Source organism: Pigmentiphaga sp. NML080357, from assembly GCF_002188465.1.
GTDB lineage: Bacteria > Pseudomonadota > Gammaproteobacteria > Burkholderiales > Burkholderiaceae_B > Pigmentiphaga.
In genome coordinates, this window is the sequence record NZ_NINW01000049.1 from 172,473 (window position 1) to 199,275 (window position 26,803).

Here is a 26,803-nt window from a genome sequence, read left to right on the forward strand (position 1 = left end):
GGGAAGAGGATGGACACGGGAACCTGGCTAGGCCTGCGCTACCAGAGCGGTTTCGGCAACGAATTCGCCACCGAAGCGGTGGCGGGCACGCTGCCATCGGGCCGCAACTCGCCGCAGCGCGTGGCGCATGGCCTGTACGCGGAGCTGATATCGGGCACGGCGTTCACCGCGCCGCGCGCGGTCAACCTGCGCACCTGGACCTACCGGCGCCGTCCTTCGGCCATGCATCGCAAGCTGCGGCCCATGCCGCATGCCACCTGGCTCTCGGCGCCGTTCGACCAGGTGCCGACGCCGGCCAACCGCCTGCGCTGGAACCCCTGGCCCGATCCCGACGGGCCGGCGGATTTCGTCGACGGCATCGTCACCGTCGCCGGCAACGGCAGCACCGAGGGGCAGAGCGGCGTGGCGGTTCACGTCTACCGGGCCAACACGCCGATGCGCGGCCGCTATCTGCTGAATGCCGACGCCGAAATGCTCGTCGTGCCCCAGGCGGGGGCGCTCGACGTATTGACCGAGATGGGGCGGCTCCACGTCGCGCCGGGCGAGATCCTGCTCTTGCCGCGCGGCGTGCACCTGCGGGTAGACCTGCCGGACGGCGCCGCGCGCGGCTACCTCTGCGAGAACTACGGCGCGCCGTTCCGCCTGCCCGAGCTCGGTCCGCTGGGGTCCAACGGCCTGGCCAATCCCCGTGACTTTCTTGCGCCCGTCGCCGCGTGCGAAGCCGCTGCCGGACCGGTCCGCATCGTGCGCAAGTTCCTGGGTGGCTTCTGGGAAGTCGAGCGCGACGCCACGCCGCTCGACGTCGTGGCCTGGCACGGCAACCTGACGCCCTGCAAATACGATCTCTCCCGTTTCATGGCGATGGGCAGCGTCACCTTCGACCATCCCGATCCTTCCATCAATACGGTGCTGACTTCGCCGTCGGAAACCGCCGGCACCGCGAACTGCGATTTCGTGATCTTCCCGCCGCGCTGGCTGGTGGCCGAGGACACCTTTCGTCCGCCCTGGTTTCATCGCAACGTGATGAGCGAACTGATGGGACTGGTGCGCGGGGTATACGACGCCAAGGCCGAAGGCTTCGTGCCCGGCGGCATCAGCCTGCACAACTGCATGCTGCCGCATGGCCCCGATGCCGCGACGTTCGAACGCGCCAGCAACGAGGCGCTGGCGCCGCGCCGGCTGGCCGACATCATGGCCTTCATGTTCGAGAGCCGGCACGTGTTCCGGCCCACCGCGCAGGCGCTGGCCGCGCCCAATCTGCAACCCGACTACGACGAGGTGTGGGACGGCTTCCGGCCCGGACCGGCGTAGCGCACCCGGGCGCGCGGCAACGGGCAGCGCGCCGTCATTTCCCGGAGAAACGCAAAATGAAACTGGCATCGCAACGCCATGGGCGCGACGGCGCGCTCGTGGTGGTCAGCCGCGACCTCGCCAAGGCGGTCAGCGCGGGGGACATCGCGCCTACCCTGCAGCGGGCGCTGGACGATTGGGACGAGGCGGGCCCCCGCCTCCAGGCGCTGTACGAGGCGCTCAATGCCGGGCGCGCGCAGGACGCGTTCGACCTCGACCTGTCGACGCTGGCCGCGCCGCTGCCGCGCGCTTTCCAGTATCTGGATGGCGCTGCGTACCCCAGCCACATACGGCGCAACCGCCATGCGCGGGGCGAAGCCCTGCCTGACGATTTCTTCCAGAAGCCATTGATGTACCAAGGCATCTCGCACGGCTTCATGGCATGGAACGAGACAGTGCGCCTGCCTTCGGAGGACGACGGCATCGACTTCGAGGCCGAGATCGCGGCGGTGACCGGCGACGTGCCGCTGGGAACGCCGGCCGACGAGGCTGCGCGGCATATTCGTCTTTTCGTACTGCTCAACGACGTGTCGCTGCGGGCCATCATCCCAGGCGAGCTCAAGCGTACCTTCGGCTTCCTGGTGGGCAAGCCGGCCTCGAGCCTGGGACCGATCGCGGTGACGCCCGACGAGCTCGGCGAGCTCTGGGACGGCAAGCTGGTGTCGGGCACCATGAAATGCTGGGTGCGCGGCGAACTTGCCGGCGCCATCGAAACCGGCATCGACGCCGCCTTCCACTATGGCGACCTGATTGCCCACGCGGCCCGGACCCGCGCCTTCGAGGCCGGCACGCTGGTCGGGCTGGGCACGGTGTCGAACGAGGACGAAGCGGTGGGCGTGGGGTGCCTGGGCGAGCGGCGCGCGCTGGAGACGCTGAAAGAAGGCCAGCCGCGCACGGCGTTCTTTCGTTTTGGCGACACGGTACGCATCGAGCACTTCGACCGGGCGGGCAACAGCGTATTCGGCGCCATCGAGCAGCGGTTCGCGCCGCTCGGGTAGGAAGCCGGTAAAGAGGCCTGCGCCGTAATGCCTACTTTGCGTCCCGGTCGTCCTGGCCGGGGCCGGCCGCCGTGTCGGCGCCCGACTCGGCGCGATCGGACGAGAGCAGGCGGAACGCGCCGGCGGCGCCGGCGGGAATCGCGTCGATCAGGCTGTCCTGTTCGGACTCCAGGGTGCGCATGTCGTCGGCGCGTACGGGCAAGCCCCAGGCCAGCGCCGTGGTGACGAGAATCATGGAGGCGGCGGAGCGGAGGGTCTTGGGCTTGGTCATGCTGCGGTTCCTGCGTGATACGGGCTTTAGTGTGCCGTAGAAATGCTGCAGGAAAGCGCGCAGAAACAGTCAATTTGTAGCAGGATATGAACCCTGCGCCGTCGGCTGGGCATGGCGCAGCCGGTATTCCCGCGGCGTGCTGCCATAGTGCGCGCGGAACACTGCCGCGAAACGGGAATGGCATTGCCACCCCGCCTCGGCGGCGACGGCCTGCACGCCCAGGCGGGAGTCGCGCAGCAGCGCGGCGGCGAGTTCCAGCCGCTGGGCGACGAGGAAGTTGTAGACCGAATGGCCGGTGGCATCGCGCACGTGCTGCTGCAGGCGGGCATTGGTGCAGCCGGCGCGCCGCGCCAGTTCCGTGATCGTCCACGGGCGTGACGGCTCTTCGGCAATCACCTCGCGCAGCCGTGCCACGACCGCCTTGGCGTCGGCCGACGGCGAGCGCGCCGGACGGAGCAGGTCGTCCAGTTCCTGCAGCACGCAAAGCAGCAACTCGGTGGCGCGTGCGTGGAAAAGCGGTACGAACGCGGGCTGGTCGCTGCGCTCGCCGCGTATGCGTTCCAGGCAGCCGCGCAGCTTGGGCGTGATGGCGGCATTGCACAGGATGCGGCCGTCGTCGCGGTCGACCATGTCTTCCAGCTGGGCGGCCGAGATGCGCACGCCGAGCGCCTTCAGCCAGCGTGGCAGCAGGTCTCGGCGCAGGCGGAACTGCACGAAGCGGTGCGTATCCGCACCCGGGATATCGATGAGGTAGCCGCCGTTGCGATTGGGGGTGCGCAGCAGGACCCGGTTCAGGCGGAAGTCGAGTTCGGGACCCCTTTCATCGCCCACGTGGCCGCTGACGTGCCCTTCGAGGAAGAAGGTCAGGAGCAGCTCCTTGTCGGGATCCAGTCGCACCCGCAGGCGGTCGTTCAGGCTGAAGTCGAAATAGCGGGCGCTCGCGCCTTCCCAGGGCAGGGTGTGCAGGCGCGTCACGTGGCCGCCGCCGCTGGGCCAGGGCACGCTGCAATGCGATCCGCCCAGCATGTCGCCCAGGGTAAGGCCTGCCGGTTCGGGCTCGGGCGGCGCAAGAATGGCGTTGAGATCGTCTTCCCGCAGCACCGGGCCCGGAGTGTGGATCGGCACAGTTTGCGTCTGGATCTGCATACATGGCCCCGGGGCGCGACATTAGCATTATGACAACTTTTCGACGGAGTGTAATGATGATATTCGGCATGTCGATGCTTCGCCGCGCTGCGCGCGACCCGCATCGGATTCCCAGCCGCCGCCTGCTGCAAGCCTGCTTCGCGCTGGTATGCGCCCTCGCGGGATCCGCGGTCTCCGCCGCGCAGCCCTGGCCCGCGCGTCCCGTGCGGCTGGTGGTGCCTTTCGTGGCGGGAGGCGGCGCCGACGTGGCCGCCCGCATGATTGCGCTCAAGCTGCAGGAGCGGCTGGGGCAGCCCATCGTGGTCGAAAACAAGGCCGGCGGCAATACGCTCATCGGCGTGCAGGAAATCCTGCGCGCACCGGCCGACGGCTATACGCTGCTGTGGTCCATCGACCAGACCTTCGTCCTGAACCCCGCGCTCTACCAGAAGCTGTCCTACGATCCCAGGAAGGATTTCACGCCCGTGGCGCTGGCTGTGACCGCTCCCAATGCCGTCGTTGCGCGCAGCCAGCCCAAGGATCCGGCCAGCGTGGCGGACCTGGTCGAGCGCGGCCGCTTGCGGCAGGGCGAACTGAACATCGGAGCCAGCGCGATCGTCTCGCAGATCCTGCTCGAGATGTTTAACAACGCGGCCGGCATCCACGCCAATCGCGTTCCCTTCAAAGGCAGCGCAGAAGTGGCCCAGGCGCTCATGGCCGGCAGCGTCGACGCCGCGTTCGACGGCATCGCGCCCTACGTCCCCTTCGCCAAGTCGGGCCGTGCGCGCATCCTGGCGGTCAGCTCGGCGCGGCGTTTCTCGGGCCTGCCCGACGTGCCCACGCTCGACGAACTGGGATTCAAGGGCATCGACATGTCCGTCTGGTTCGGCATCGTTGGCCCCGCGGGTCTGCCCGCCGACGTGGTCCAGCGCCTGTCCGATGCCGTGGAATGGGCGGTGCGCCAGCCCGACGTGGTCGACAAGCTGCTGGTGTTCGGATTCGAGCCCGCCGCGCGGACCGATCCGCAGGCGCTGAAGGCGCGCATCGACACCGACCTGGAGCGATACGCCCCCATCGTCCGCAAGCTGGGGTTCAAGCTCGATTGAATCCGGGCGGCGGCGTCCATTCCTTCCCAGCATACGGAGCAAGCTTCATGCAGATCGCAGACTTCCCCCTGCCTTTTTCGCGCGCGCCCTATAGCCGTGTCATGTTCGACGAAGACTGGGTGTTCGTTTCGGGCACCATAGGCATGGACTACACCGCGCGGAAACTGGCGCCCACGGTCCAGGAGCAGACGCGGCTGATGCTCGCGAACATTGCCTCGTATCTGGCCGCGGCCGACGCCCGCCTCGAGCACATCGTCAACTACACGCTGATCATCGACAACGCCGAACACGTCGGCGCAGTCATCGATACCCTGGCCGACGAATTGCCTTGCAAGCCGACGGGCACGGCCATGATCGCCGGCATCGCCTACCCCGGCGCGCACGTCGAGATGCAGGTCATCGCCCGCAAGCCGGCGGTGCGGTCATGAGGGCGCCGCGCTGGGTACGGGCCTGCGCGGCGGTCTTCCTGGCCGCCGGCTGCGGCGGCGGCGACGATCCGCCCGCACCGCCGCCGCCGGCAACCCGCTTCGATGCGCAGGTGCGATGGACGGCCTACGGCGTGCCGCACGTCAAGGCGAACGATTATGCCGGCCTGGGCTATGGCTACGGCTATGCCGTGGCGCGCGACCAGTTCTGCGTGCTGGCCGATCGGGTGATCACGCTGCGGGGCGAACGGTCTGCCCATTTCGGCGCGGACGGCCGGGCGCTGGTCGGGTTCCTGCCCTTGCCCAACCTGGACAGCGACCTGTTCTATCGCATGCAGTTGTCGACCGAATACCTGGATGCCGCGTGGCAGTCGCTGTCGGATGATGCGCGCGCGCTGGCGGAAGGCTATGCGGCCGGCTTCAACCGCTACGCCGCGGAACGCAACGCTTCCGCGCCGCCGTGCAAAGGATTCGAGCCGCCGGCGATGACCGCGGCCGACGTACTGCGCGCGGTCATGCAGATCGGAACGCTGAACCGCTCGTTCATGGCCGCGCCTTTCGCCTCGGCCTCGTTGTGGGAGCACCTGGACGAGCCCGCCTCCGCGGCGGTGTCGCCGCCCCGCCCGCGCCTGGGCATGGCGAGCAACACCTGGGCCTACGGCGCCGACGCCACCGGCTCGGGCACCTCCATCGTGGTCGCCAACCCCCACACGTACTGGCAGGACCACTGGCTGTTGATGCACCAGGTACACCTGACCATCCCCGGCGAAATCGACGTGATGGGCGCCGACTTCCTTGGCGTGCCGCTGCCCTTGACGGGCTTTACCCGCAACCTGGCATGGAGCATCGAGGCGCCCGCGACGGTCACTTATGGATTGCCTCTCAAGCTGGATGTCCGCACCGGCGCCAGGCCCGTCTACATGGTGGACGGCAAGCCGCGCGATATCGAGCGGCGGACTATCGAGATGAAGATCATGCAGGGCGACGGGACGACGCGAACCCAAGTCTTCGGCGTGCCGTACTCGGCGCTCGGCCCCCTGTACCGGCTGCCCGCCGCGCCGGGCCGGCCGGCGGGATGGTATGCCGTCACCGATGCCGCCGCGGGCGATGCGCGAGGGCTGGACCAGATGCTGCAGGTGGCCAAGGCGCGCGACATCGCCGGGTTCGAGCGCGCCGTCGCGCAGCACCGCGGCATTGCCGCGCACCTGGTGGCCGGCGACAGCCAGGGCACCGCCATGTTCATCGAATCGGGCCCCATCCTCGACATCGACGATGCCGCGTTGGCCGGCTGCGCCGTGGAGGCCACTCCGACAGGTCAGGTACCGGCCGCGCTGGACGGCAGCCGCGGCGCGTGCCTGGTACGCGACGCCCAGGGCCGCCCCCGGCTCGCGCCGGCGCAGCGGGTTCCCGCGCTTGCCACGCGGGGCGTGGCGCACAATGCCAACGACAGCTACAGCCTGTCGATCTATGGCCAGCGGCATGACAATTACTCCGTGCTGTTCGGCGCACCGGTCGCCGAACCCGGGGGCCGCACCCGCATGTCGCACTGCCTTATCGGCGAAATGCTGGCGAAAGGCAAGGTAGACGTGGACCAGGCCGTGGATGTGGTCTTCGGCAACCGCAACTATGCCGCCGAGACCCTGCTGGACGGCATCGAAGCCGCCTGCGCCGGCGCAGGCGGCGAAACGGCTCGTGCGTGCGCCGTACTGGCGAACTGGGATCGCCGCAACGATGGCGGCAGCCGCGGCGCGCTGCTGTTCAACGAGCTGTGGCCGCGGCTCGGTGCGATCGCGGATCTGTATGCGCAGCCCTACGATCCTGCCGCTCCCTTGGCGGTCCGGACGATGTCCACGGCGCCGGCGGTCCAGGAGGCGGTACGGTCGGCGCTGGCGCAAACGGCCGCCGCCCTGGCCGAGGTCGGCCTGAAGGGCGACGAACCGTGGGGCGCCATGCTGGCGCGTCCCACGGCGGCGGGAAGAGTGCCGCTGCATGGCGGGCGAGGGGACCAGGGCGTGCTCAATGCCATGGAGGGTGCCCCGCTCGGACCCCAAGGCTATGGCGATATCGTGGCGGGCACCGCGTACGTGCAGGTCGTGACCTGGCGCGCGGGCAAGGTCGTCGCCAAGGTAATGGCGGCCAACGGGCAGTCCACGGAGCCGGGTTCGCCCCATCATGACGACCAGGTGGCGCTGCTGTCGCGCAAGCAGCTCGTCGATGCGCCCTTCATGGAAGACGAGGTGGCCGCGGCTGCGGTGGAAACGCTGCGGCTGACCGAGTAGGGACGCGCGGCGGCCATGCATTAACGGCCGCCGCGCGCGCGACTGAATACGCAAATCCGCGTTTGTGTGTTCCGCGAATTGAGACCCGGCCGGCATGTCTCTAGTCTGGCGCTTCGGACAATATGGGACATGACCATGAGGGGAACAATCGATTGCGCCATACTGATGGTGCCTGACCACATCCAATGGATGCTCGAGCTTGTGGAAGACTGGTCGGCCGCGCGCGAGCGGATCGCCTTGCACTGCGTCTATCTGGAAGCGGCGGGCGGCGCCGGGTCGTCGCCGCCCGCCGCCGATGCGCTGCAGCGGCAAGCGCTGGCGCTCAAGCGCTATGACGCCTGCCTGCTGCCTGTCACGCTCGCGACGCTGGGCTGGACGCGCACCGTGTTGGCCGCTGCGCGCGGCGCGCTGCAAACGCCCGTGCTGGGCCTGGTGCGCGAGATGAGCGCCGCCGGCCTGCAGGACCTGCTCTCGTTCGGGCTGGACGATTTCATGCGCTATCCGATGTGCGCCGAGGAATTCAAGACGCGGCTGGTGCAGATGGCCGGACCGGGTGGCGCCGATCGCGGGGAGCGCGCCGAATGCTCCGCCGCGATCGCGGGCACCGCCGAGGAAGAGGAAGCCGCGGACGCCGCGACCGCGCCCGCCGAAGGCGAGCGCGAAGCCTTCCAGGTCGCCAAGGCCCGTGTCGTGACCGAGTTCGAACGGGGCTACATTGCAGAGATGCTTGCGCGCTACCAGGGCAACATCTCGCAGGCGGCGCGCGCCGCGAGCAAGAACCGGCGGGCCTTCTGGCAATTGATGCGCAAGCATGAGATCGCGGCCGAGCCTTATCGCAGGAAGGAGCGGCCGATCTTGCCGAGGCCGTCCCGACCGGGCTCCGTCCATTCGGCCAACTTCTGAACCTGAACCGGCGGGCGCGTGATTCGATCCGGCCTTCGCATGAGGCCGCCGATGCGCCGCCTGCCGGCCGGGCGCCTCAGGACCGCCCGGTCCCGAATACCGACGCCAGGAAATCGACGAACGCCTTCACGTGCGGCGGCACCGGCCGCCGCGCCGTATACAGCGCGGCAATGGGGGGTCCCGGCCGCTTCCAGTCGGGCAACACCTGTATCAGCCTTTTTTCCGCGAGCGATTGCGCCAGCAGGAAGTCCAGGTCTTCGTAGATGCCCAGGCCCGCCAGCGCGCATGTAAGCCCGGCCCGCGTGTTGTCGACGATGAGGTGACCCTGGGCCGGCAGGCTCGCCGTCTGCTTGCCCTTCACGAGTTGCCAGTCGTAGGGACGCCCCGTGTCGGGATCCCAGAATTCGATGAGGCGATGTTGCCGCAGTTCGTCCGGATGGCGCGGCGGCGGGTAGAGCTGCAGATATCCGGGGCTGGCCGCCATGATGTAGTTGCCGCGTCCCAGCAGCTTGAAGCGCAGTGTCGAATCGCGCAGCGGCCCGACGCGCAGCCCGATGTCCGCGCCCGACACGGTGGGATCGACCACGCCTTCGTTCAGCGAGATGCGCAGGGAGACATCGGGATAGGCCCGGACGAATTCGGGCAGGCGGGGAATGACGCGTGCGTTGGCTACGGATTCCGCCATTTCGACGTGCAGGTGGCCTTCCGTGCGGCCGCTGCGCGACTGCATTTCGGCGTCGAGCGCTTCCAGGCCCCCCAGCAGCCGGCCGGCGCGGTCCGCGTAGCGCTGCCCTTCGCGCGTCAGCCAGACCCGGCGCGTGGTGCGGTTCAGGAGCTGGGTGCCGAGGTGGCGCTCCAGCTCCTGGATGTGGCCCGTCACGGCGGAACGCGATACGCCCAGTTTGCGGGCCGCGGCCGTGAAGCTGCCGGTGTCGGCCACGGCTAGAAAGGCGCGAAGAGGGGTCAGGCGATCCATTGTTCAATTCTACAGAACAATGTTGTTACGGCGCGCAAGCAATGAAGGTCTATACTGGATGTACCAAATAACGTCCTTCTCCAAGGAGCGACCCCATGTTCAGCCCGCAATTCCGCGGACCGAGCGCAAGGCGCCCTGCCACGTCCGCCGCAGGAGTGTCTGGTTATCGCGCGCATGTCTCGCATGGCGCCCCCAGCCGCTGTTCTGCCCGTGTCTCTCGCGCTTCCTCGGTCCCCGAACCCGACCGTTAGCGTCGTCCGCACGACGCCGGCGTGCCCATGCCGGGCACCGTTCACCGAACCATCCGCGCACGCCCGCCGCCCAAGGGCCGGCCCGCGCGCGCACAGACGAGGAAGCACATCATGACTACCCATACTACGACTCCCATCGAGGCCGGAACCGCTTTGACGCCGGCCGCCAAGCCGTTCGACTACGGTTTGCCCGAAGTGCTGACGGCTGCCGCCAGGGTGCTGCTGCCGTTCGTGGTCATGGCCGGGATATTGTTGCTCGCGCGGTAACAATTCGGCAACAACCACACAATAACAATCGGGAGAACCCATGCGTCACTGGCTTTTTCTTTCCCTCGCCATTACGGCCGAGGTCGCCGGCACGAGTTTCATGAAATGGAGCAGCGACCAGGGCCATCTTGGCGGGCTGTTCATCATGTTCGCCCTGCTGGGGGCGTCGTACTACGCGCTGTCGCTGGCGGTTACGCGCGTTCCCGTGGGATTGGCCTATGCCATCTGGGAAGGCGTGGGCCTGGTCGCCATTTCGCTGGTCAGCCTGGCCGTTTTCCAGGAGTCCATCGGGCCGGGCAAGGCCGCCGGCATCGCGACCGTATTGCTGGGCATCCTGCTCCTGAAGCGCGGCATGGCCGCGGACGCCTCGCCGCGCGTGCGGCCGCAACCCCACGCCGAGCCGGTGTCCGCCGCCGCCGGCTGAGGGGGCGGCATGCTTGATACTTTCACTTGGTTTCATGGCGCCATGTTGCTGGCTGCCGTCGCGCTCGAGGTAGTCGCCAACATTTTCCTGAAGCTCTCCAACGGTTTCCGGCGCAAGGCCCATGGCGCGCTTTCCATCGCGCTGGTGCTGGCCGCCTTCACCTGTCTTTACCTGGCGCTGCCCGGCATCGAGCTATCGGTCGCCTATGCCGCCTGGGGCGGCCTGGGCATTCTGGCCACGGCCCTGGCCGGCTGGGCCTTGTTCGGCCAAAGGATCCGGCCCGCCGGCTGGGCCGGGATGGGCCTGTTGCTGGCGGGCCTGCTGCTGATGAAATTTGCCTGAGCGGCGCTGCGCTTTCCCTGCGGAGGCGAATCCCCCGAGCCCGGGTAAAATCCCAGGCTTCCCTTTGCCGAGGTACGACGTGTCTGAGCCCACTCTCCGGAACGATGTCTTTTTGCGGGCTCTTGCGCGCCAGGCCACCGACTACACGCCGGTATGGCTCATGCGCCAGGCCGGGCGCTACCTGCCCGAATACAACGCCACGCGCGCCCGCGCCGGTTCGTTCCTGGGCCTGGCCAAGAACCCGGACTACGCGACCGAGGTGACGCTGCAGCCGCTCGAGCGCTATCCGCTCGATGCGGCCATTCTCTTTTCCGACATCCTGACCGTGCCCGACGCCATGGGCCTGGGACTGGGCTTCGCCGTGGGGGAAGGGCCCCGGTTCGCCCGCCCCTTGCGCACTGAGGATGACGTCGCCAGGCTGGCCGTGCCGGACATGGCCGAGCTGGGCTACGTGTTCGCGGCGGTGGCGCAGATCCGGCGCGAACTGCATGGACGTGTGCCGCTGATCGGCTTCTCGGGCAGCCCCTGGACGCTGGCCTGTTACATGGTGGAAGGCGCCGGCTCGAGCGACTACCGCACCGTGAAGACCATGATGTACAGCCGCCCCGATCTCATGCACCGCATCCTCGCGATCAATGCGGAGGCCGTGGCGCAATACCTCAATGCGCAGATCGAGGCCGGCGCCCAGGCGGTCATGATTTTCGACAGCTGGGGCGGCGTGCTGGCCGACGGCCTGTTCCAGCGGTTTTCGCTGCACTACACGCGCCTGGTGCTCGATCGGCTCACGCGCGAACGCGATGGCCACAAGGTGCCTTCGATCGTTTTCACCAAGGGTGGCGGGATTTGGCTGGAAGACATCGCCGCTTCCGGCTGCGACGCGGTGGGGCTGGACTGGACCGTCAACCTGGGCGCCGCCCGGGCGGCGGTCGGCGGCCGCGTGGCCTTGCAGGGCAATCTCGACCCCATGGCCCTGTTCGGCGGCCCCGAGGCTATCCGGGCCGAAGTCATCCGTACCCTGGACAGCTTCGGGTCCGGACCGGGGCATGTCTTCAACCTGGGCCACGGGATCTCGCAGTTCACGCCGCCCGAAGCGGTTGCCGTGCTGGTGGAAACGGTGCACGAGCACAGCCGGCGACAGCGCAAGGCGAATTGATCCGCCGTTGTGAATAAGGACCGTGGTCGGTCGTTTGCGGCTAGTGCTAACCCTGCTTGTGCATCGTTGCGATTCGACTTATGCACAACTGGCCCTGAGCCGGGCATGAGATTTGCAAGCTGACCCCTGGTGTGGATTCTTATCCTAAGCAATTGATTTATATAGGTTTTATGGGATTTGTATCATTAGCCACCAAAGCAAAGACTTTTGTGGTACGGCCCATTACCGAATTTGTCGAACGGTTGTCCCCAAAGTTATCCACAGCTTGTTCCGGCCAAAAAAATCTCTTGATGGAGGCGGGGGTTAGAACGGTTTCAGAGGTTTTACTTTAACTTTCGATGCCGGTTTTACTGCCGCCTTGAGCCGGAGCTGCCCAGTTGTCCACACAGCCTTTCCCTTCTGTCTCTTCCGCCCCGCCTGCCGGGACGGGCACGGCGATGTGGGTGCGCGTAGCCCTCGATGTTCCCTTGCCGGGCCTGTTCGACTATCGGGCACCCAGAGCCGTGGTGCCGGGCGTACGTGTCATCGTGCCTTTCGGGCGGCGGGAACTGGTCGGCATTGTCATGGAGACGCCCCCCGCGCCGGCGGTGGATACCGGGCAGGTCAAGGAAGTGGTGCAGATACTCGACGATCTGCCGCCGTTACCGGCAGATTGGCTGAAGTTGGCGACGTTTGCCGCGGATTACTATCAGCGCCCGGTGGGCGAGGTCATGTTGCCGGCACTCCCCGGTCCATTGCGCAAGCCGGCCGCCTATCAGGGCAAGCGGGCTGGTGGCGGGCCGGTGGCACGGCTGGACGCTCGCGCCGCACGTTCCACCAAGGCGAAGAAAAAAGCGGCAAACGATGAAAGTGAGTGCTTGCGGTCAACGCCGGTGGAGGGTGCGCTGGCGAGCATGCCCCCGAGTTCGCCGCCGCTTCCCACCCTGAATCCGGCGCAGCAGGAAGCCGTGGACGCCCTCGCGGCACTCTCCGGTTTCAAGCCGGTCCTGCTGCACGGGGTGACGGGCAGCGGCAAGACCGAGGTCTATCTGCGAATGGCCGAGCGGGTGCTGGGGCAAGGCCGGCAGGTCATGCTGCTGGTGCCCGAAATCAATCTGACGCCGCAACTGGAGAATGTCTTCCGGCGGCGCCTGGAGGCCATCGCCGGGAAGGCCGGCGTGGCCGTCCTGCACAGCGGCCTGGCCGATGGCGAGCGGCTGGAGGCCTGGCTGCGGGCGGTGCGGGGGCAGGCGCGGGTGCTGCTGGGCACGCGCCTGTCCCTGTTTACGCCGTTGCCCGAGCTGGGGCTCATCGTCGTCGACGAAGAGCACGATCCTTCGTACAAGCAGCAGGAAGGGCTGCGCTATTCGGCCCGCGACCTGGCGATCTGGCGCGCGCGCGAGCGCGGCGTACCGGTGGTGCTCGGCTCGGCGACGCCTTCGCTCGAGACCTGGCACCACGCGCAAAGCGGGCGCTATCTGCTGCTGACCTTGCCCCAGCGCGCGCTGGCGGCCGAGCCGCCCCGGATCCGGCTGCTGGACACCCGCAACCAGCGCCTGAAACAGGGATTGGCGCCGCAACTGGTGCAAGCGGTGGCGCAGCGGCTGGAGCAGGGCGAGCAATCACTGATCTTCCTGAACCGCCGCGGCTATGCGCCGGTCCTGCACTGCGATGCCTGCGGCTGGGTCAGCGGCTGCAACCGCTGCTCGGCGTACATGGTGCTGCACCGGCAGCCGCCGCGGGTGCCGGGGGGGCCGGGGCGGCACGAGCTGCGCTGCCATCATTGCGGCTGGCAGCACCGCGTGCCGGCGGCCTGCCCTGATTGCGGCAACCAGGATCTGCAACCCATGGGGCGGGGAACCCAGCGGCTGGAAGAACACCTGGGTGAGCTTTTTCCCGGCGCCCGCATCGCGCGCATCGATGCCGACAGCACGCGGCGCAAGGGCAGTGCGCAGGAATTGTTCGCCCGCATGCACGCGGGCGAGATCGACATCCTGGTCGGCACGCAGATGGTGGCCAAGGGGCACGATTTCCAGAACCTGGGTTTCGTCGGCGTGCTCAATGCCGATGCCATGCTGTTCTCCCACGACTTCCGCGCACCCGAGCGCCTGTTCGCGCAGCTGATGCAGGTGGCGGGCCGCGCCGGCCGTGCCGGGACGCCGGCCGAGGTCTATATCCAGACCGGCTATCCCGAGCAGCCGCTGTACCAGGCGCTGGTCCGCCACGACTATCCGGGCTTCGCGCGCTACGCGCTGAAGGAGCGCGAGGCCGCGGGCCTGCCGCCGTTCGCCTACCAGGCGCTGCTGACCGCGGAGGCGCGCGAGCTGGCGCAGGCCCAAGGGTTCCTGGCGCAGGCACGGAGCCTGGCCGAAGCGCCCGATACGGAGAACGGGATCGATTTGTCCCAGGCCGCGGAGCTGTCGCGCATTACGCTCTATGATCCTGTACCGCTGCGCGTGGTGCGCGTGGCCAACGTCGAACGCGCTCAATTGCTGGTGGAAAGCGATAGCCGTCCCGCCTTGCAAGGTTTCCTGCGCGCCTGGGCCGCCGCGCTGCCTCGCCTGGCATCCGCCTCGCGGGTGCGCTGGCACCTGGAAGTCGATCCGCTGGAAATCTGATGCCCGTTCGCCCGCCGCCGTCCGCACCCGCTTCCGCATGCCGTCCGCGCGCCTGCGCGACCCTAGATTCCACCCGAGCCGAATGACTGCCTCCTCTTCTTCCGCCGCGACCCGTGCCATGGACCGCGCCGAATCGCGGTTGAACAAACCCGGTGCCGGCGCGCCGGCCGCCTTGCCGCCGCTCGATGCGGGGATGAACCCGGCCCAGCGCGATGCGGTGCGCTATCTCGACGGCCCTTGCCTGGTCCTTGCCGGGGCCGGCAGCGGCAAGACGCGCGTCATCACGCAAAAGATCGGCTACCTGCTGCGCGATTGCGGCTACGCCGCGCGCAACGTCGCGGCGCTGACGTTCACCAACAAGGCCGCGCGCGAAATGGCCGAGCGGGTCAAGGCCATCGCCCCGCCCAACGCGCTCAAGGGGCTGACCATCAGCACCTTCCATTCGCTCGGGGTCAAGATGCTGCGCGAGGAAGCCAAGCAGGTCGGGCTCAAGCCGCAGTTCTCCATTCTGGCCGCCGACGATGCCATGGGCATCGTGCAGGACCTCACCGCCACCACCGACAAAGGCCACATCCGCGCGGTACAAACGGCCATTTCGCTGTGGAAGAACGCGCTGATCGAGCCCGACGAGGCCGAGCGCTGCGCGTCGACCGAAAGCGAACGCGACGCCGCGCGGGTCTACCGCAGCTACAACGCCACCCTGCGCTCGTACCAGTCGGTCGATTTCGACGACCTGATCCGGCTGCCCGCCCGGCTGCTTGAGGCCGACCCCGAGGCGCGCGAGCGCTGGCAATCGCGCCTGCGCTATCTGCTGGTGGACGAATACCAGGACACCAATGCCTGCCAGTACCGGCTGGTGCAGCTGCTGACCGGCCCGCGCGCCATGTTCACCGCCGTCGGCGACGACGACCAGGCCATCTACGCATGGCGCGGCGCCACCATCGAGAACCTCGCCAAGCTCACCACCGACTATCCTCACCTGCGGGTCATCAAGCTCGAACAGAACTACCGGTCGATGCAGCGCATCCTCGCCGCGGCCAACAACGTGATCGCGCACAACCCCAAGCTGTTCGAGAAGAAGTTGTGGTCCGACCTCGGCGTCGGGGACCCGATCGCCGTCATTCCGATGGACGACGAAGAAGCCGAGGCCGAGTCCGTCGCCATGCGCATTTCCGCCGCCCGCTTCGAGCTCAAGGCCGACTGGCGCGACTTCGCCATCCTCTATCGCAGCAACCACCAGGCGCGCATCCTGGAGCAGGCGCTGCGCAACCTGAAGATTCCCTACATGGTCTCGGGCGGCCAGAGCTTCTTCGACAAGGCCGAGGTGCGCGACATCATGGCCTACCTGCGGCTCATCGCCAACGACGAGGACGACCCGGCCTTCATCCGCGCCATCACCACGCCCAAGCGCGGCGTCGGGCAATCCACGCTCGAGGCGCTCGGCACCTACGCCGGCGAGCGCGAGATCCCGCTGTTCACCGCGGTATTCGAAACCGGGCTCGAGCAGCGCCTGCAGCCGCGCCAGCTTGCGCCGCTGCGCGAGTTCTGCGAATTCATCAACCGCATGCAGTGGCGCGCCGGCGCCGCGAAGGGCGATGGCGCCCCTTCCGGCGAAACCGCGTCCGAGATCCTCGACGACCTGGTCCGGGCGATCGGCTACGAACGCTACCTGTACGACCACTTCGACGAGCGCGGCGCCCAGACGCGCTGGCAGACGGTGCTCGACCTGCTCGGCTGGCTCAAGCGCAAGGCCGAGGAAGACAAGATGACCCTCATGGAGCTCGTCCAGCACATCGCCCTCATCACCATGCTGGAGAAAAGCGACGACGAGGATCCCGACCTGGTGCGCCTGTCCACGCTGCATGCCTCCAAGGGGCTGGAGTATCCGCACGTGTTCCTGGTCGGCGCCGAGGAAGGGCTGCTGCCTCACCTCGGCAAGGACGAAGAGGAAGGCGACCCGGCCAAGGCCGCCGAATCGTTCGAGGCCCGGGTGCAGGAAGAGCGGCGCCTGATGTACGTGGGGATCACGCGCGCGCGCCGCACGCTCAACGTCACCTGGTGCAAGAAGCGCAAGCGCGGCCGCGAGGACATCGCCCGCGAGCCGTCGCGCTTCATCAAGGAAATGGGGCTGGAAGACGACAAGGTCGCCGACGCCACGCCGGGGCTCAGCGCGAAGGAAAGGCTGGACCGGCTGAAGTCGTTGTTGAAGAAGGACTAGCGGTCCGCAACAAGCCCTGATCTTTCCCTTGGCGGCCGAGGCCGATCGTTGCGAGAAACCGCCATCGACCGCGCAGGATTCCCGGCTGCGAGACACTGCGTTCCTGCTTGACCCATGAGCGTGCTCGAGCGATTCGGCGGCCTGGCAATGTCCGGTCCATAAAGGGTAATTACCTAGACTTTTAACATTCTATAGTTCTATACATAGAATGTTTTTCGGAGTCTAATGGCGCCAGATTCGGAAGCGGCGGTCCCGGCATGGCCGGCCCGCCTTCCGGCGACCCGATCGCCCCGCGGGGCGGCATTTGGAGGAAAGACTCGTGTCTTACATTGGTACGGATATCGGAGGGACGTTCACCGACCTCGTTCTTCTGTCCGACGACGGCGAGGTGCGCATCTTCAAGGCGCTGACCACGCCAGATGACCGCACGCGCGGCGTGCTGGACGCCATGAAGCTGGCGGCCGAGGAGCTGGGCATTCCGGCCGACCGGCTGGTGGCGGAACTGAAGTACTTTTCGCACGGCACGACGGCCGCCACCAACGCGTTCATCGAACGCAAGGGTGCGAAGACGGGCCTGCTCACCACGCGCGGCTTCGAGGACACGCTGCGCATCCAGCGTGCCATGGGCGGGTGGATCGGCATGCCGACGCACGAGATCTCGCATTTCTCCAAGCGCCGCGTGCCCGATCCCATCGTGCCGCTCGGCCTGATCAAAGGCGTGGTCGAGCGGGTCGACTACAAGGGCGAGGTCATCGTGCCGCTGGACGAGGCGCAGGCGCGCCAGGCCATACGCGAGCTGCGCGACGCCGGCGTGGAGGCCATCGCCATCAGCCTGCTGTGGTCGTTCCGCAATCCCGCGCATGAGCGCCGCCTGGCGGAGCTGGTGGACGAGGAAGCGCCGGGCCTGTTCGTCACCACCTCCTCGCTGCTGGTGCCCATCATCGGCGAATACGAGCGTACGTCCACGACCTCGATCAACGCCTACCTCGGCCCGGTCATCCACCGCTACATCAATGGGCTGGAAGGCGCGATCCGCCGCTTCGGCTTCACGGGGCCGATCTCGATCATGGAGTCGGGCGGCGGGGTGCTGCCGGCTGCCGAGGCCGCGTTCCAGGCCGCCAACCTGCTGACTTCGGGGCCCGCCGGCGGCGTGCTGGCCTCGCAGAAGCTGGGCGAGCTGCTGGGCTATCGCAATGTGCTGACGGCCGACATGGGCGGCACCAGCTTCGACGTGGGCCTGATCGTGGACGGCCAGCCGTTGCTGGAAACCGTGCGCGAAGTGGGGCGCTTCCACGTGGCCCTGCCGTCCATCAAGGTCACCGCCATTGGCGCGGGCGGCGGTTCCATCGCCCGCGTGCAGGACGGCCATCTGACCGTGGGCCCGGAAAGCGCCGGGTCCACGCCGGGACCGGCCTGCTATGGGCGCGGCGGGGTCGAACCCACCATCACCGACGCCGACGTGGTGCTGGGCATCATCGATCCGCGCTACTTCCTGGGCGGGCGCATGGGCCTGGACGTCGAGGCCGCGCGCGAGGCGGTGCGCAAGCACGTGGCCGAGCCGCTGGGCATGAGCGTGGAAGAGGCGGCGGCCGGCATCCGCGAAGTGGCCAACAACCAGATGGCCGACCTCCTGCGCCGCGTCACGCTGCGTGCCGGCTACGATCCGCGCGATTTCGTGCTGATGGCCTACGGCGGGGCGGGCGCTACCCATGCGCACCAATACGCCGAGGTGGCCGGCATCGGCAAGGTGGTCGTGCCCAATACCGGGCCGGCGCACTCGGCCTACGGCACCGTGACGGGCGATCGCCACCGGTCGTTCTCGCTGGCGGTGGGCCAGCATGCGCCGGCGCGCTTCAAGCGCGCGTCCGACCACATCGACATCGCCGCGCTGAACGAAGGCTTTGCCCAGATCGAGGGGCGCGCGCGCGAAGCGCTGGGCGACGACGTGACCATCCATCGCTACATCGGCATGCGCTTTCGCCAGCAGGTGCACGAGATCGGCGTCGAGGTCCCGGCGGGCGAGCTCGAGGCCGCCGACGTGGACGCGCTGGTGGACGCGTTTGAGGCCCAGTACGAGCGCATCTACGGAAAGAACACCGCGCTGCGCAGTTCGGGCGTGGAGTTCACCGTGGTGCGGGTGGAAGGCACCTCGCCCGTGATCAAGCCCATGCCGCGCCAGGTGGACGGCGGCGGCCGCTCGAACCGGCCGGTCTCCGACCGCCAGGTCTACTTCTACGGCCATGGCTTCATCCGCACCGACATCTACCGCAGCGAAGACGTGGGGCCGGGCCACGCGATCGAGGGGCCCTGCATCATCGAGCGGCCCGACACCACCATCGTGGTCGGCCCCGGCCAGACGGCCGAGATGGAGCCCTACGGCAACTTCGTGATTTCCATTGCGCGCAATCAATAACGGGATCGAGACAACCATGCATCAGGTCTATGAATACACGGCCAAGGAGGTCGACCCGATCACCTTCGAGGTGATCCGGCACCGGCTGCTGTCGATCACCGACGAGCAGGCCGCCACGCTGGCGTCGGTGTCGGGGTCGGCGCTGGTGAACGAGGCCACCGACTTCAACACCGGGCTATATCGCGCCTTCGGCGAAGTGGTCACCATGGGCAAGACGGTGACCTTCCACGCCGCCTCGCTGTCGCTGATGGTCAAGCACGTGATCGAGGATTGCGAAGACACCGTCGGCATCAATCCGGGCGACATGTTCATTGTCAACCACCCGCACAAGGGCGCGCTGCACTGCCCCGACGTGGGCGTGCTGGCGCCCATCTTCGTGGACGGCAAGCGCATTGGCTGGACCGGCGCCTGCGCGCACCAGCTCGACGTGGGCGGCATGGTGCCGGGCAGCTTCGCGTCCATGGCCAAGGACATCCGGCAGGAGGGCATGCTGATCCCGCCGGTCAAGATCATCGACCGCGGCGAGCTGCGCAGCGACGTGCTCAATTTCATCACCGGCATGTCGCGCCTGCCCACCAACATCAGCCTGGACCTGAAGGGGTTGATGGCGGCCAACAACATAGGCGTGAAAAGCGTCCTGGATACTATCGCCAAGTATGGCGTCGATACCGTGCTGACGGTGATGGACGGCATGATGACCCTGTCCGAGACCAAGATGCGCAACCGGCTCAAGGAGTTGCCCGACGGCGTGTTCCGCGCCCAGGCCTTCCTGGACCACGACGGCTTCGAGAACAAGGTCTACAAGATCCACGTCGAGCTGCGCAAGCGGGGCGACCGCATCGAGTTCGACTACACCGGGTCCGATCCGCAGGCGCCGGGCTTCGTCAACGCCACGCGCACCGGATTGCTGGCCGGCGTCTATGCCGGCATCCTGCCGGTGATCGCCTACGACCTGCCGTGGAATGAAGGACTCTTGCGGCCGCTGGAAGTGCTCGCGCACGAAGGGTCCATCGTCTCGTGCAAGTTCCCCGCGCCGTGCAGCCAGGGGCCGCTGGGAGCGATGTGGCTGGTGGAGGTCACGACCACCGAGGTCATCTCCAAGCTGATGGCCACGCATCCGGACTACCTTGCCGAGGCGCAGGCCGCGCCGGCCAGCGGGCCGGACCTGTTCCACATCCATGGCAAGAACCAGTACGGCGAACCCGCTACCGCGCCCATCCTCGAGGTGATGCTGTCCGGCGGCGGCGCCTATGCGCACCGCGACGGCGTGAACGTATCGGGCCAGCGCAACATCACCGCCGGCCGCGCACCCAACGTCGAGACCACCGAACTCAAGCTGCCGGTGCTCTACATGTACCGCCGCATCGTTACCGACAGCTCGGGCGCCGGCCGCAACGTGGGCGGCCAGGCCGCCGGCGCGGCCTTCGTGCTGCACGGCGTGGACGAAGTCGAATCGCTGGTGGCTTGCCACGGCTACGAGTCGCCCACCTCGCGCGGCCTGTTCGGCGGCTATCCCAGCGGCTGCAATCATCGGCGTTTCCTGCGGCACACCAATATCCGGCAACTGCTGGCCGACGGCGTCTTTCCCGACCGCATGGACGGGCTCGAAGGCGAAGCCGTCGAGTTCAACGCCAAGCCGCCCGAATTCGAGTTCGGCAAGGACGACGTGTACGAGTGCAACCCCACCGCCGGCGGCGGCTGGGGCGATCCGCTGGCGCGGCCTGCGGCAAGCGTCGCCGGCGACGTCGCGGCGGGCGCTTTCTCGGCGCTGGTGGCCGAGCGCATCTTCGGCGTGGTGATCCGGGACGGCGTTGCCGACGAGGCGGCCACCCAGGCGGCGCGCGCCGCGATCCGCCGGCGGCGGCTGGCCTGGCCGGCGGACAAGACGCTGGCGGCCCGGCCCGCGGTGGCGCGGGCCGAGCCGGTCGCCATCGTCGGAGACGTGGCGCGCATCGTGCGCGAGGCCGGTACCCCTTACCTGGTCTGCAACCAGTGCGACAACGCCATCGCGCCGGCTGCGGAGAACTGGAAGGACTACGCACGCCATCACCTGGCCGCGGCCGAAGAGCTCGGTCCGCGCGTGCGCATCCACCACGATCTCGAAGTGGTCCAGCATGCCTGCCCGCATTGCGCGACCCTGCTCGACGTGGAGGTGCGGCGCAAGGGCGAGGCATCGTTGTTCGACATACAAGTGGCGGCATGAGCGCGCGCGAGGAGGCAGCATGACGACGAGGACGAGCCAGGGCCGCTGGGTGACCTTCCCCAGCGGCGGCGACCAGGTTCGCGGCTATCTGGCCGAACCCGATGGCGACGAGGTGCTGGGCGCGGTGGTGTGCGCGCCGGAGAACCTGGGCGTGACCGGACACCGGCAAGAGGAGACCCGGCGCCTGGCGGCCGAAGGCTTCATCGTGTTGACGGTGGATCCGTACAGCCGCATAGGCGGGCGCCCGCCCCAGGACTACACCACCGCCGAAGAGCGGCGCAGCAAGGCTTTCATTGCCGCCCGCGACGAAGTGGTCGTGCCCGATTGCCAAGCCGCGCTGGCATGGCTGCGCACGCACCCGCGCGTGGCGCCTGACCGCATCGGCGCCATCGGCTACTGCCTAGGCGGCGGCACGGTGCTGGCCTGGGCGGCACAGACGAAAGACCTGGCCTGCGCGGTGGTGCTGTACGCCTTGCCGGTGGTGCCGGCGGCCTATGCGCCGGACGGCCGCGAGCGCTCGCGCATCGCCCTGGCGCCGCGCATCCAGAGCCCGATGCAGCTGCATTTCGGCGAGGCCGACGAGGCAATCCCCATGGACCAGACGCGGGCGCTCAAGGCCGCGCTCGACGCGGAATCGCCGCAGCCGGTGGAGTTCCACGTCTATCCCGGCGCGCGCCACGCGTACATGGACAGCACGCTGGACCGGTATTCGCCCGAAGCCGCCGCGCTGACCTATGCGCGCTTCGTGGCGTTCCTGCATCGCCACCTGGATGCGGGGGCGGGGCGATGAGCGAGATCGTCTGGGCCGCGGCCACCGCCCATACGGGCGCGATGATGCGCGCGCCCAAGGGCGATCCCGACGACCTGGCACGGGCCGAGCGGGTATTCGCCGGATTCGCGGCGTTGTCCGCCTCGTTGAAGGCGGCGCGGCCCGACGTGATCGTGGTGGCGGCCACCGACCACTTCCTGACCTTCGACTACGCCGCCTTGCCGCTGTTCGCCGTCGGCACCGGCACGCATTTTCCCGGCCATGGCGAATTCGGCGTGCCCAAGCGCGATTACGCGGGCGTGGCGGGCCTGGGCGAGGCCGTGCATGCGGACCTGGTGGCGGCGGGCTTCGACGCCGCCAGCGCGCGCGAGCTGCCGCTGGACCACAGCTTCTCGTGCCCGCTGCAGTTGCTGCTGGCCGGCTGGGACGCGCCCGTCCTGCCCATATACGTGAATTGCACGGTGGAGCCGCTGCCTCGCCTGGACCGCTGCCTGGCATTCGGGCGGGCGATGGGCGAGGCGCTGCGGCGCCAGACGCTCGCGCCGCGCGTCGCCGTCATCGGCACCGGCGGGCTCAGCCATTGGGTCGGCATGCCCGAGACCGGACACATCAACCAGGCGTTCGACCGCCGTTTCCTCGAGCACTATTCGGCGGGCCGCTTCGACCACATCGCCGCCTGGGATGCGGACGAGGTGGTGCGCAGCGCCGGCAACGGGGCGGCCGAGATCCGCAACTGGCTGCTGGCGGCGGGCGCGGCGCGTGCCCGCGCTGCGCGCGTGCGGGCCTACGAGCCCGTCGGCGCATGGGTGACCGGCATCGCGGTGACGGAGCTCGAGTCATGAGCGCTTTCGTCCCTGGGAAGGATGCGGAGCGCGGGAGGGAACATCGATGAGCCGCGCCGGATTGGAAAGATTCCTCTTCCGCTTCGACAAGGAGCCCGCCCTGCAGGCGGCGCTCGAGGCGGATGCCGCCGACGCCTTCGACGGCTACGGCCTGGACGAGGAGGAGCGGCGCACGCTGCGCGAGCGCGACCTCGCCACCTTGTACGAATGGGGCGTGCATCCGCTCCTGATACGCAATTTTGCCGGCACGCTGGGCCTGAGCTACGTGCAGGCCTACCGGGCGCGCGGACTCGGCACCCCCCTACGCGAACCTTTTTCATTACATCGAACGGAGACATCGACCATGAAGGAAACCGACATACGTTCCCGCTGGGTGCTGGCCAATGGCGTGCGCACGCATTATTCGGAGGCCGGCCATGACGGCAGGACGCTGGTCGCGCTGCACGGCGGCGGCGCCGGTTCGTCGGGCGCGTCGGGCATGGGGCCCGTGCTGCCGCTGCTGGGCCGGGACTTCCGCGTGGTCGCGCCCGATTCCATCGGCGGCTTCGGCCTGACCGACACCAGCGTGCCCACGCCGTATGGCCTCATCAGCCGCGCCGCCCATACCGCCGATTTCGTCGACGCCCTCTGTCTCGACAAATTCAGCGTGCTGGGCAATTCGCAAGGCGCGTGGTCGGGGGCGTACTACGCCATGCTGCATCCGGACCGCGTCGAGAAGCTGATCATCGTGTCGTCGCTCACCATCGCCACGTCCATGGGCATCAAGCAGGAGCCCAACGAAGCGATGCGGGCGCTGATGGGCTACGACGGCAGCCGGGAAGGGATGAAGCGCCTCCTGGAGGCGCTGATCATCGACAAGTCGCGCATCACCGACCAGCTCATCGACGATCGCCAGCGCGCCGCCACGCGGCCCGGCGCGCTCGAGGCCTTCCGGCGCATGGCGCAGGGCATCGATTTCGTGCGCAATGACCCCGTGCTCAAGCTACAGACGCAATGGCAGGAGGCGCTGCCCGCGCTCACGCGCCGCATCCCCACCCTCATCCTGTGGGGCACCGACGATACCTTCGCCGTGCCGGCCACCGGACACGCCCTGGCCGAGATGCTGCCCGATGCGCGCATCGAATGGGTGGAGGGCGCCGGCCACCAGGTGCAGACCGACGCGCCGGACCGCGCCGCCGCCATCATCCGGGAGTTCCTCAATGGATAGGCGGACCATGCCGCAGTCGCCCGACGCGCCGGAGCGCATGGCCGGCATGGTGCCCGGGGTGCGCGCGGGCGGTTTCCTGTTCCTGTCGGCCATACGCGGACGCGACCCGGCCACCAACCGCATGCCGGACGATCCCTACGAACAGGCGTGCCAGGCGCTGCGCAATCTCGAGGCGGTGCTGGCCGCCTCCGGCGCGACGCGGCGGCACGTGGTGAAGGTGACGCTCTACCTGCATGATCTCGAGGCGCGCCAGGCCTTCCATCGAGCCTGGATGGAGTTCTTCCCAGAGGATCCGCCCGCCCGGCTGGCGGTGGGCGTGGCCGACGCCAATGCGGCGCCGGGCGGCAACGCGCACTATGTCCTGGACGTGATCGCGCTGGCGCCTTGACCGGCATCCGCATGCGATTGCCAGCGCGCCGGGCGCCCCGGCACAATACGCGTTTGCGTCTTGCGCGCATCCTTCCCGGCAGATGATTCGTCCCATGGCATCAGCACGACGGCAGACCGCCGATACCGATTCCGCCGCCCGCGGCGCCGCGGGCAATGGCGCGCGCGGCGGCTTGCCGATGTACGCCCAGCTCTTCGCGCTGTTCCGCCAGCGCATCGAGAACGGCACCTGGCCGCTGAACGAGTGCATTCCCTCGCTCGACGAACTGATGCAGGAATTCGGCGTGGGACGCGTTACCGTCCGGCACGCACTCGGCATGCTGGAGGCCGAAGGGCTGGTCGGGCGCTACCGTGGCCGCGGCACTTTCGTGATGGCGCGGCCCCAGTCCAACATCTGGTATCGCATCCCGATGAACTGGGACGAACTCACCGGCGCGCAGCCCGACATCGAGGTCGAATGGCTGGAGACCCACGAATGCGCGCAGCCGCCGGCCTCGGTCCACGCGAGCGCCAGGCTCGGCGAGGCCTACCAGGCCTTGAAGCGCCGGCTGCTGCGCCACCGCATTCCCTATGGCATCGGCCATACCTACATCGAGAAAAACGTATACGAGGCCATCGGCGCCGACGTGCTCGCCAAGCCCATCCCGCTGAAGATCCTCGATGCCCGGCTGCCGGGCGGCATCGGCCATGCCGAGCAGACCGTCCGCGCGAGCGTGGCGGACCTCGATACCGCCCGCCTCCTGGACCTGACGTCAGGGGCCCCGGTCATCCAGGTGACGCGGTCGGTCCTCGACCGCGAGGGCATGCTGGTCTATGAATCGCTGGGCATCTTCCGCGGCGACTTCGTCGAGATCCACACCGACCTGAAGTAGGCCGGCCCGCAAGGGGGCCCGCCGGCGGGCCGTCAGGCGGCCGCCTGGCAGACGTCCACCCATTCCGCCTCGACCAGCTGCGCCATGCGCAGCGGATCGATGCGCACCGCGCTGTGCGTGGAGCCGGCGGCGGGCAGCACTTGGTCATAGGCCCGCAGCGAGACGTCGCAATACACGGGCAGCGGCCGGGCGAGCCCGAAGGGGCACACGCCGCCTACCGGATGGCCGGTAACGGCCACCACTTCGTCGGCGGACAGCATCTTCACCCGTCCGCCGAACACCGCCTTGGCCTTCTTGTTGTCGAGCCGGGCGTCGCCTCGCGTGACCACCAGCACCTCGCGATCACCCGCTCGCAGCGACAGGGTCTTGGCGATCTGCCCCGGCTCGACGCCGTGGTGCCGCGCCGCCAGTTCGACGGTCGCGGTGCTTTGTTCCAGTTCGATGATGGAGATGTCGGGCGCCTTGGCGGCGAGGAAGGTGCGGACGGATTCGAGGCTCATGGGGCAAGCACGTTGGCGGAACAACCGACGAATATAGCCCACGGATGAGGCCGCCCGACCCGTGCCCGCGCGCGTATCAGGGGAAGAGGCGCTGATAGAATAAACATCTAGTCAACCAGCATAACCATCCTATGACGCTGCCTCCGCCCTCCGCATCGCGCACGACCTCGTCGACCGCCATCGCGAACCTGGCACAAGTAGGCACCCCTATCTACGTCAAGCTGGTAATGGCGTTCAGGAAGCGCATCGAATCGGGGGAATGGGCGGTCGACCAGCAGATTCCTTCGCTGGACGAACTGGCGCGCGAAGAGGGCGTGGCGCGCGCGACCATCCGCCATGCGATCGGTTTTCTCGAGGCCGAGGGCCTGATCGGCCGCTACCGGGGCCGGGGAACCTTCGTGCTGCGGCGCCCGCAGAGCGAGGTGTTCTACGACATCCCCACCAGCTGGGACACCCTGGTCAACCACGTTCCCGACATCCAGATCGAGTGGCTGGAAACCAGTACCGTCATGCGGCCGCAATCGATCAACCACCACGGCGGCACGCTCTCGCCCGACGGCTACCAGCATCTGCGCCGGCTGCAGAAGCACAACCACATCCCTTATTTCGTCGGCGACTCCTACGTGGAGCGCACGATTTTCCGCGAAATCGGCAAGAAGGCATTCAATTCGCCCGTGCCCATGCAGCTGATACAGAATCACTCGGGCAACCGCATCGGCCGCGCCGAGCAGACCATACAGGCCAGCAATGCCGATTTCGAGGTGGCCCAGCTGCTCGACGTGCCGGTGAACACCGCCATCATGGTGGTTACCCGCTCGGTGTTCGACAAGGACGAGGTCCTGATGTACGAGTCGCAAGGGCTGTTCCGCAGCGATTTCGTGCGGGTGCACATGCGGTTGAAGTAGGCGCGGCCCCCGCGCCCTCC

At 68.0% G+C, this 26,803-nt stretch carries 24 protein-coding genes; 20 read left to right on the top strand and 4 right to left on the bottom strand.

The features are described 5' to 3' along the window. Window positions 1-9 precede the first annotated feature (9 nt). Complete coding sequence (gene hmgA / locus CDO44_RS23275; RefSeq protein WP_087782630.1) at window positions 10-1,311, top strand: homogentisate 1,2-dioxygenase; 1,302 nt, start codon at window positions 10-12, stop codon at window positions 1,309-1,311. A gap of 56 nt (window positions 1,312-1,367) precedes the next feature. Further along, window positions 1,368-2,348: a fumarylacetoacetate hydrolase family protein gene (locus CDO44_RS23280; protein WP_087782631.1), complete on the top strand. Its 981-nt coding sequence runs from the start codon at window positions 1,368-1,370 to the stop codon at window positions 2,346-2,348. A 31-nt stretch (window positions 2,349-2,379) separates the two neighbouring features. Here CDO44_RS23280 and CDO44_RS23285 read toward each other — a convergent pair whose 3' ends face one another. Together CDO44_RS23285 and CDO44_RS23290 are read right to left on the bottom strand one after the other, a co-directional pair. Next, a complete protein-coding gene (locus tag CDO44_RS23285; protein ID WP_087782632.1) occupies window positions 2,380-2,619 on the bottom strand; it encodes a hypothetical protein in 240 nt (79 codons plus the stop codon). A gap of 69 nt (window positions 2,620-2,688) precedes the next feature. Then, window positions 2,689-3,765, bottom strand: coding sequence for an AraC family transcriptional regulator (locus tag CDO44_RS23290; RefSeq protein WP_087782633.1), 1,077 nt, complete (start codon window positions 3,763-3,765; stop codon window positions 2,689-2,691). Between the two features lie 68 nt (window positions 3,766-3,833). On the opposite strand from CDO44_RS23290, the gene CDO44_RS23295 reads away from it, so the two are divergent. From CDO44_RS23295 to CDO44_RS23310, 4 genes are all read left to right on the top strand, one after another. Next, window positions 3,834-4,850, top strand: a complete 1,017-nt coding sequence (locus CDO44_RS23295; protein ID WP_158213405.1) for a tripartite tricarboxylate transporter substrate binding protein — start codon at window positions 3,834-3,836, stop codon at window positions 4,848-4,850. A 47-nt stretch (window positions 4,851-4,897) separates the two neighbouring features. Then, on the top strand, window positions 4,898-5,278 hold the full coding sequence (locus CDO44_RS23300; protein WP_087782635.1) for a RidA family protein: 381 nt from the start codon (window positions 4,898-4,900) through the stop codon (window positions 5,276-5,278). Beyond that, window positions 5,275-7,554: a penicillin acylase family protein gene (locus CDO44_RS23305; protein WP_087782636.1), complete on the top strand. Its 2,280-nt coding sequence runs from the start codon at window positions 5,275-5,277 to the stop codon at window positions 7,552-7,554. Before CDO44_RS23300 ends, CDO44_RS23305 begins: the two co-directional genes overlap by 4 nt. Before the next feature lie 135 nt (window positions 7,555-7,689). After that, a complete protein-coding gene (locus tag CDO44_RS23310; RefSeq protein ID WP_158213406.1) occupies window positions 7,690-8,457 on the top strand; it encodes a helix-turn-helix domain-containing protein in 768 nt (255 codons plus the stop codon). 76 nt (window positions 8,458-8,533) lie between these two features. On the opposite strand, the gene CDO44_RS23315 is transcribed toward CDO44_RS23310, so the two are convergent. Continuing rightward, window positions 8,534-9,433, bottom strand: a complete 900-nt coding sequence (locus CDO44_RS23315) for a LysR family transcriptional regulator (RefSeq protein ID WP_087782638.1) — start codon at window positions 9,431-9,433, stop codon at window positions 8,534-8,536. 362 nt (window positions 9,434-9,795) lie between these two features. Between CDO44_RS23315 and CDO44_RS27730 the strand changes: the two genes are divergently transcribed. The 13 genes from CDO44_RS27730 (at window position 9,796) to CDO44_RS23375 (ending at window position 25,378) form a co-directional block, all read left to right on the top strand. Beyond that, window positions 9,796-9,951, top strand: a complete 156-nt coding sequence (locus tag CDO44_RS27730) for a hypothetical protein (RefSeq protein WP_158213407.1) — start codon at window positions 9,796-9,798, stop codon at window positions 9,949-9,951. A gap of 40 nt (window positions 9,952-9,991) precedes the next feature. Next, on the top strand, window positions 9,992-10,375 hold the full coding sequence (locus CDO44_RS23320; RefSeq protein ID WP_087782639.1) for an SMR family transporter: 384 nt from the start codon (window positions 9,992-9,994) through the stop codon (window positions 10,373-10,375). Window positions 10,376-10,384: 9 nt separating this feature from the next. Next, on the top strand, window positions 10,385-10,717 hold the full coding sequence (gene mdtI, locus CDO44_RS23325; RefSeq protein ID WP_087782640.1) for a multidrug/spermidine efflux SMR transporter subunit MdtI: 333 nt from the start codon (window positions 10,385-10,387) through the stop codon (window positions 10,715-10,717). Between the two features lie 79 nt (window positions 10,718-10,796). Then, complete coding sequence (gene hemE / locus CDO44_RS23330; protein ID WP_087782641.1) at window positions 10,797-11,870, top strand: uroporphyrinogen decarboxylase; 1,074 nt, start codon at window positions 10,797-10,799, stop codon at window positions 11,868-11,870. Window positions 11,871-12,307: 437 nt separating this feature from the next. After that, window positions 12,308-14,467 carry a primosomal protein N' gene (locus tag CDO44_RS23335; RefSeq protein ID WP_087782642.1) on the top strand — a complete coding sequence of 720 codons (2,160 nt, stop codon included), beginning with the start codon at window positions 12,308-12,310 and terminating at the stop codon, window positions 14,465-14,467. A 193-nt stretch (window positions 14,468-14,660) separates the two neighbouring features. Beyond that, window positions 14,661-16,685 (top strand): UvrD-helicase domain-containing protein, encoded by a 2,025-nt coding sequence (locus CDO44_RS23340; protein ID WP_087783085.1) that lies wholly within the window; start codon window positions 14,661-14,663, stop codon window positions 16,683-16,685. Between the two features lie 319 nt (window positions 16,686-17,004). Further along, on the top strand, window positions 17,005-19,098 hold the full coding sequence (locus CDO44_RS23345) for a hydantoinase/oxoprolinase family protein (RefSeq protein ID WP_144389578.1): 2,094 nt from the start codon (window positions 17,005-17,007) through the stop codon (window positions 19,096-19,098). 16 nt (window positions 19,099-19,114) lie between these two features. Further along, a complete protein-coding gene (locus tag CDO44_RS23350; protein WP_087782644.1) occupies window positions 19,115-21,301 on the top strand; it encodes a hydantoinase B/oxoprolinase family protein in 2,187 nt (728 codons plus the stop codon). A gap of 19 nt (window positions 21,302-21,320) precedes the next feature. Then, the gene (locus CDO44_RS23355) at window positions 21,321-22,091 is read left to right on the top strand and encodes a dienelactone hydrolase family protein (protein WP_158213408.1); all 771 of its coding nucleotides are present in this window, start codon (window positions 21,321-21,323) and stop codon (window positions 22,089-22,091) included. Then, entirely contained in the window at window positions 22,088-22,912 is an 825-nt protein-coding gene (locus CDO44_RS23360; protein ID WP_087782646.1) for an extradiol dioxygenase, read from the top strand. Before CDO44_RS23355 ends, CDO44_RS23360 begins: the two co-directional genes overlap by 4 nt. A gap of 61 nt (window positions 22,913-22,973) precedes the next feature. Then, the gene (locus CDO44_RS23365) at window positions 22,974-24,119 is read left to right on the top strand and encodes an alpha/beta fold hydrolase (protein WP_158213409.1); all 1,146 of its coding nucleotides are present in this window, start codon (window positions 22,974-22,976) and stop codon (window positions 24,117-24,119) included. Next, window positions 24,112-24,507 carry a RidA family protein gene (locus CDO44_RS23370; protein WP_158213410.1) on the top strand — a complete coding sequence of 132 codons (396 nt, stop codon included), beginning with the start codon at window positions 24,112-24,114 and terminating at the stop codon, window positions 24,505-24,507. Before CDO44_RS23365 ends, CDO44_RS23370 begins: the two co-directional genes overlap by 8 nt. Before the next feature lie 94 nt (window positions 24,508-24,601). Beyond that, the gene (locus CDO44_RS23375) at window positions 24,602-25,378 is read left to right on the top strand and encodes a GntR family transcriptional regulator (RefSeq protein WP_158213411.1); all 777 of its coding nucleotides are present in this window, start codon (window positions 24,602-24,604) and stop codon (window positions 25,376-25,378) included. A 32-nt stretch (window positions 25,379-25,410) separates the two neighbouring features. On the opposite strand, the gene CDO44_RS23380 is transcribed toward CDO44_RS23375, so the two are convergent. Continuing rightward, a complete protein-coding gene (locus CDO44_RS23380; RefSeq protein ID WP_087782650.1) occupies window positions 25,411-25,878 on the bottom strand; it encodes a YbaK/EbsC family protein in 468 nt (155 codons plus the stop codon). 131 nt (window positions 25,879-26,009) lie between these two features. On the opposite strand from CDO44_RS23380, the gene CDO44_RS23385 reads away from it, so the two are divergent. Beyond that, the gene (locus CDO44_RS23385) at window positions 26,010-26,783 is read left to right on the top strand and encodes a GntR family transcriptional regulator (RefSeq protein ID WP_087782651.1); all 774 of its coding nucleotides are present in this window, start codon (window positions 26,010-26,012) and stop codon (window positions 26,781-26,783) included. Window positions 26,784-26,803 lie beyond the last annotated feature (20 nt).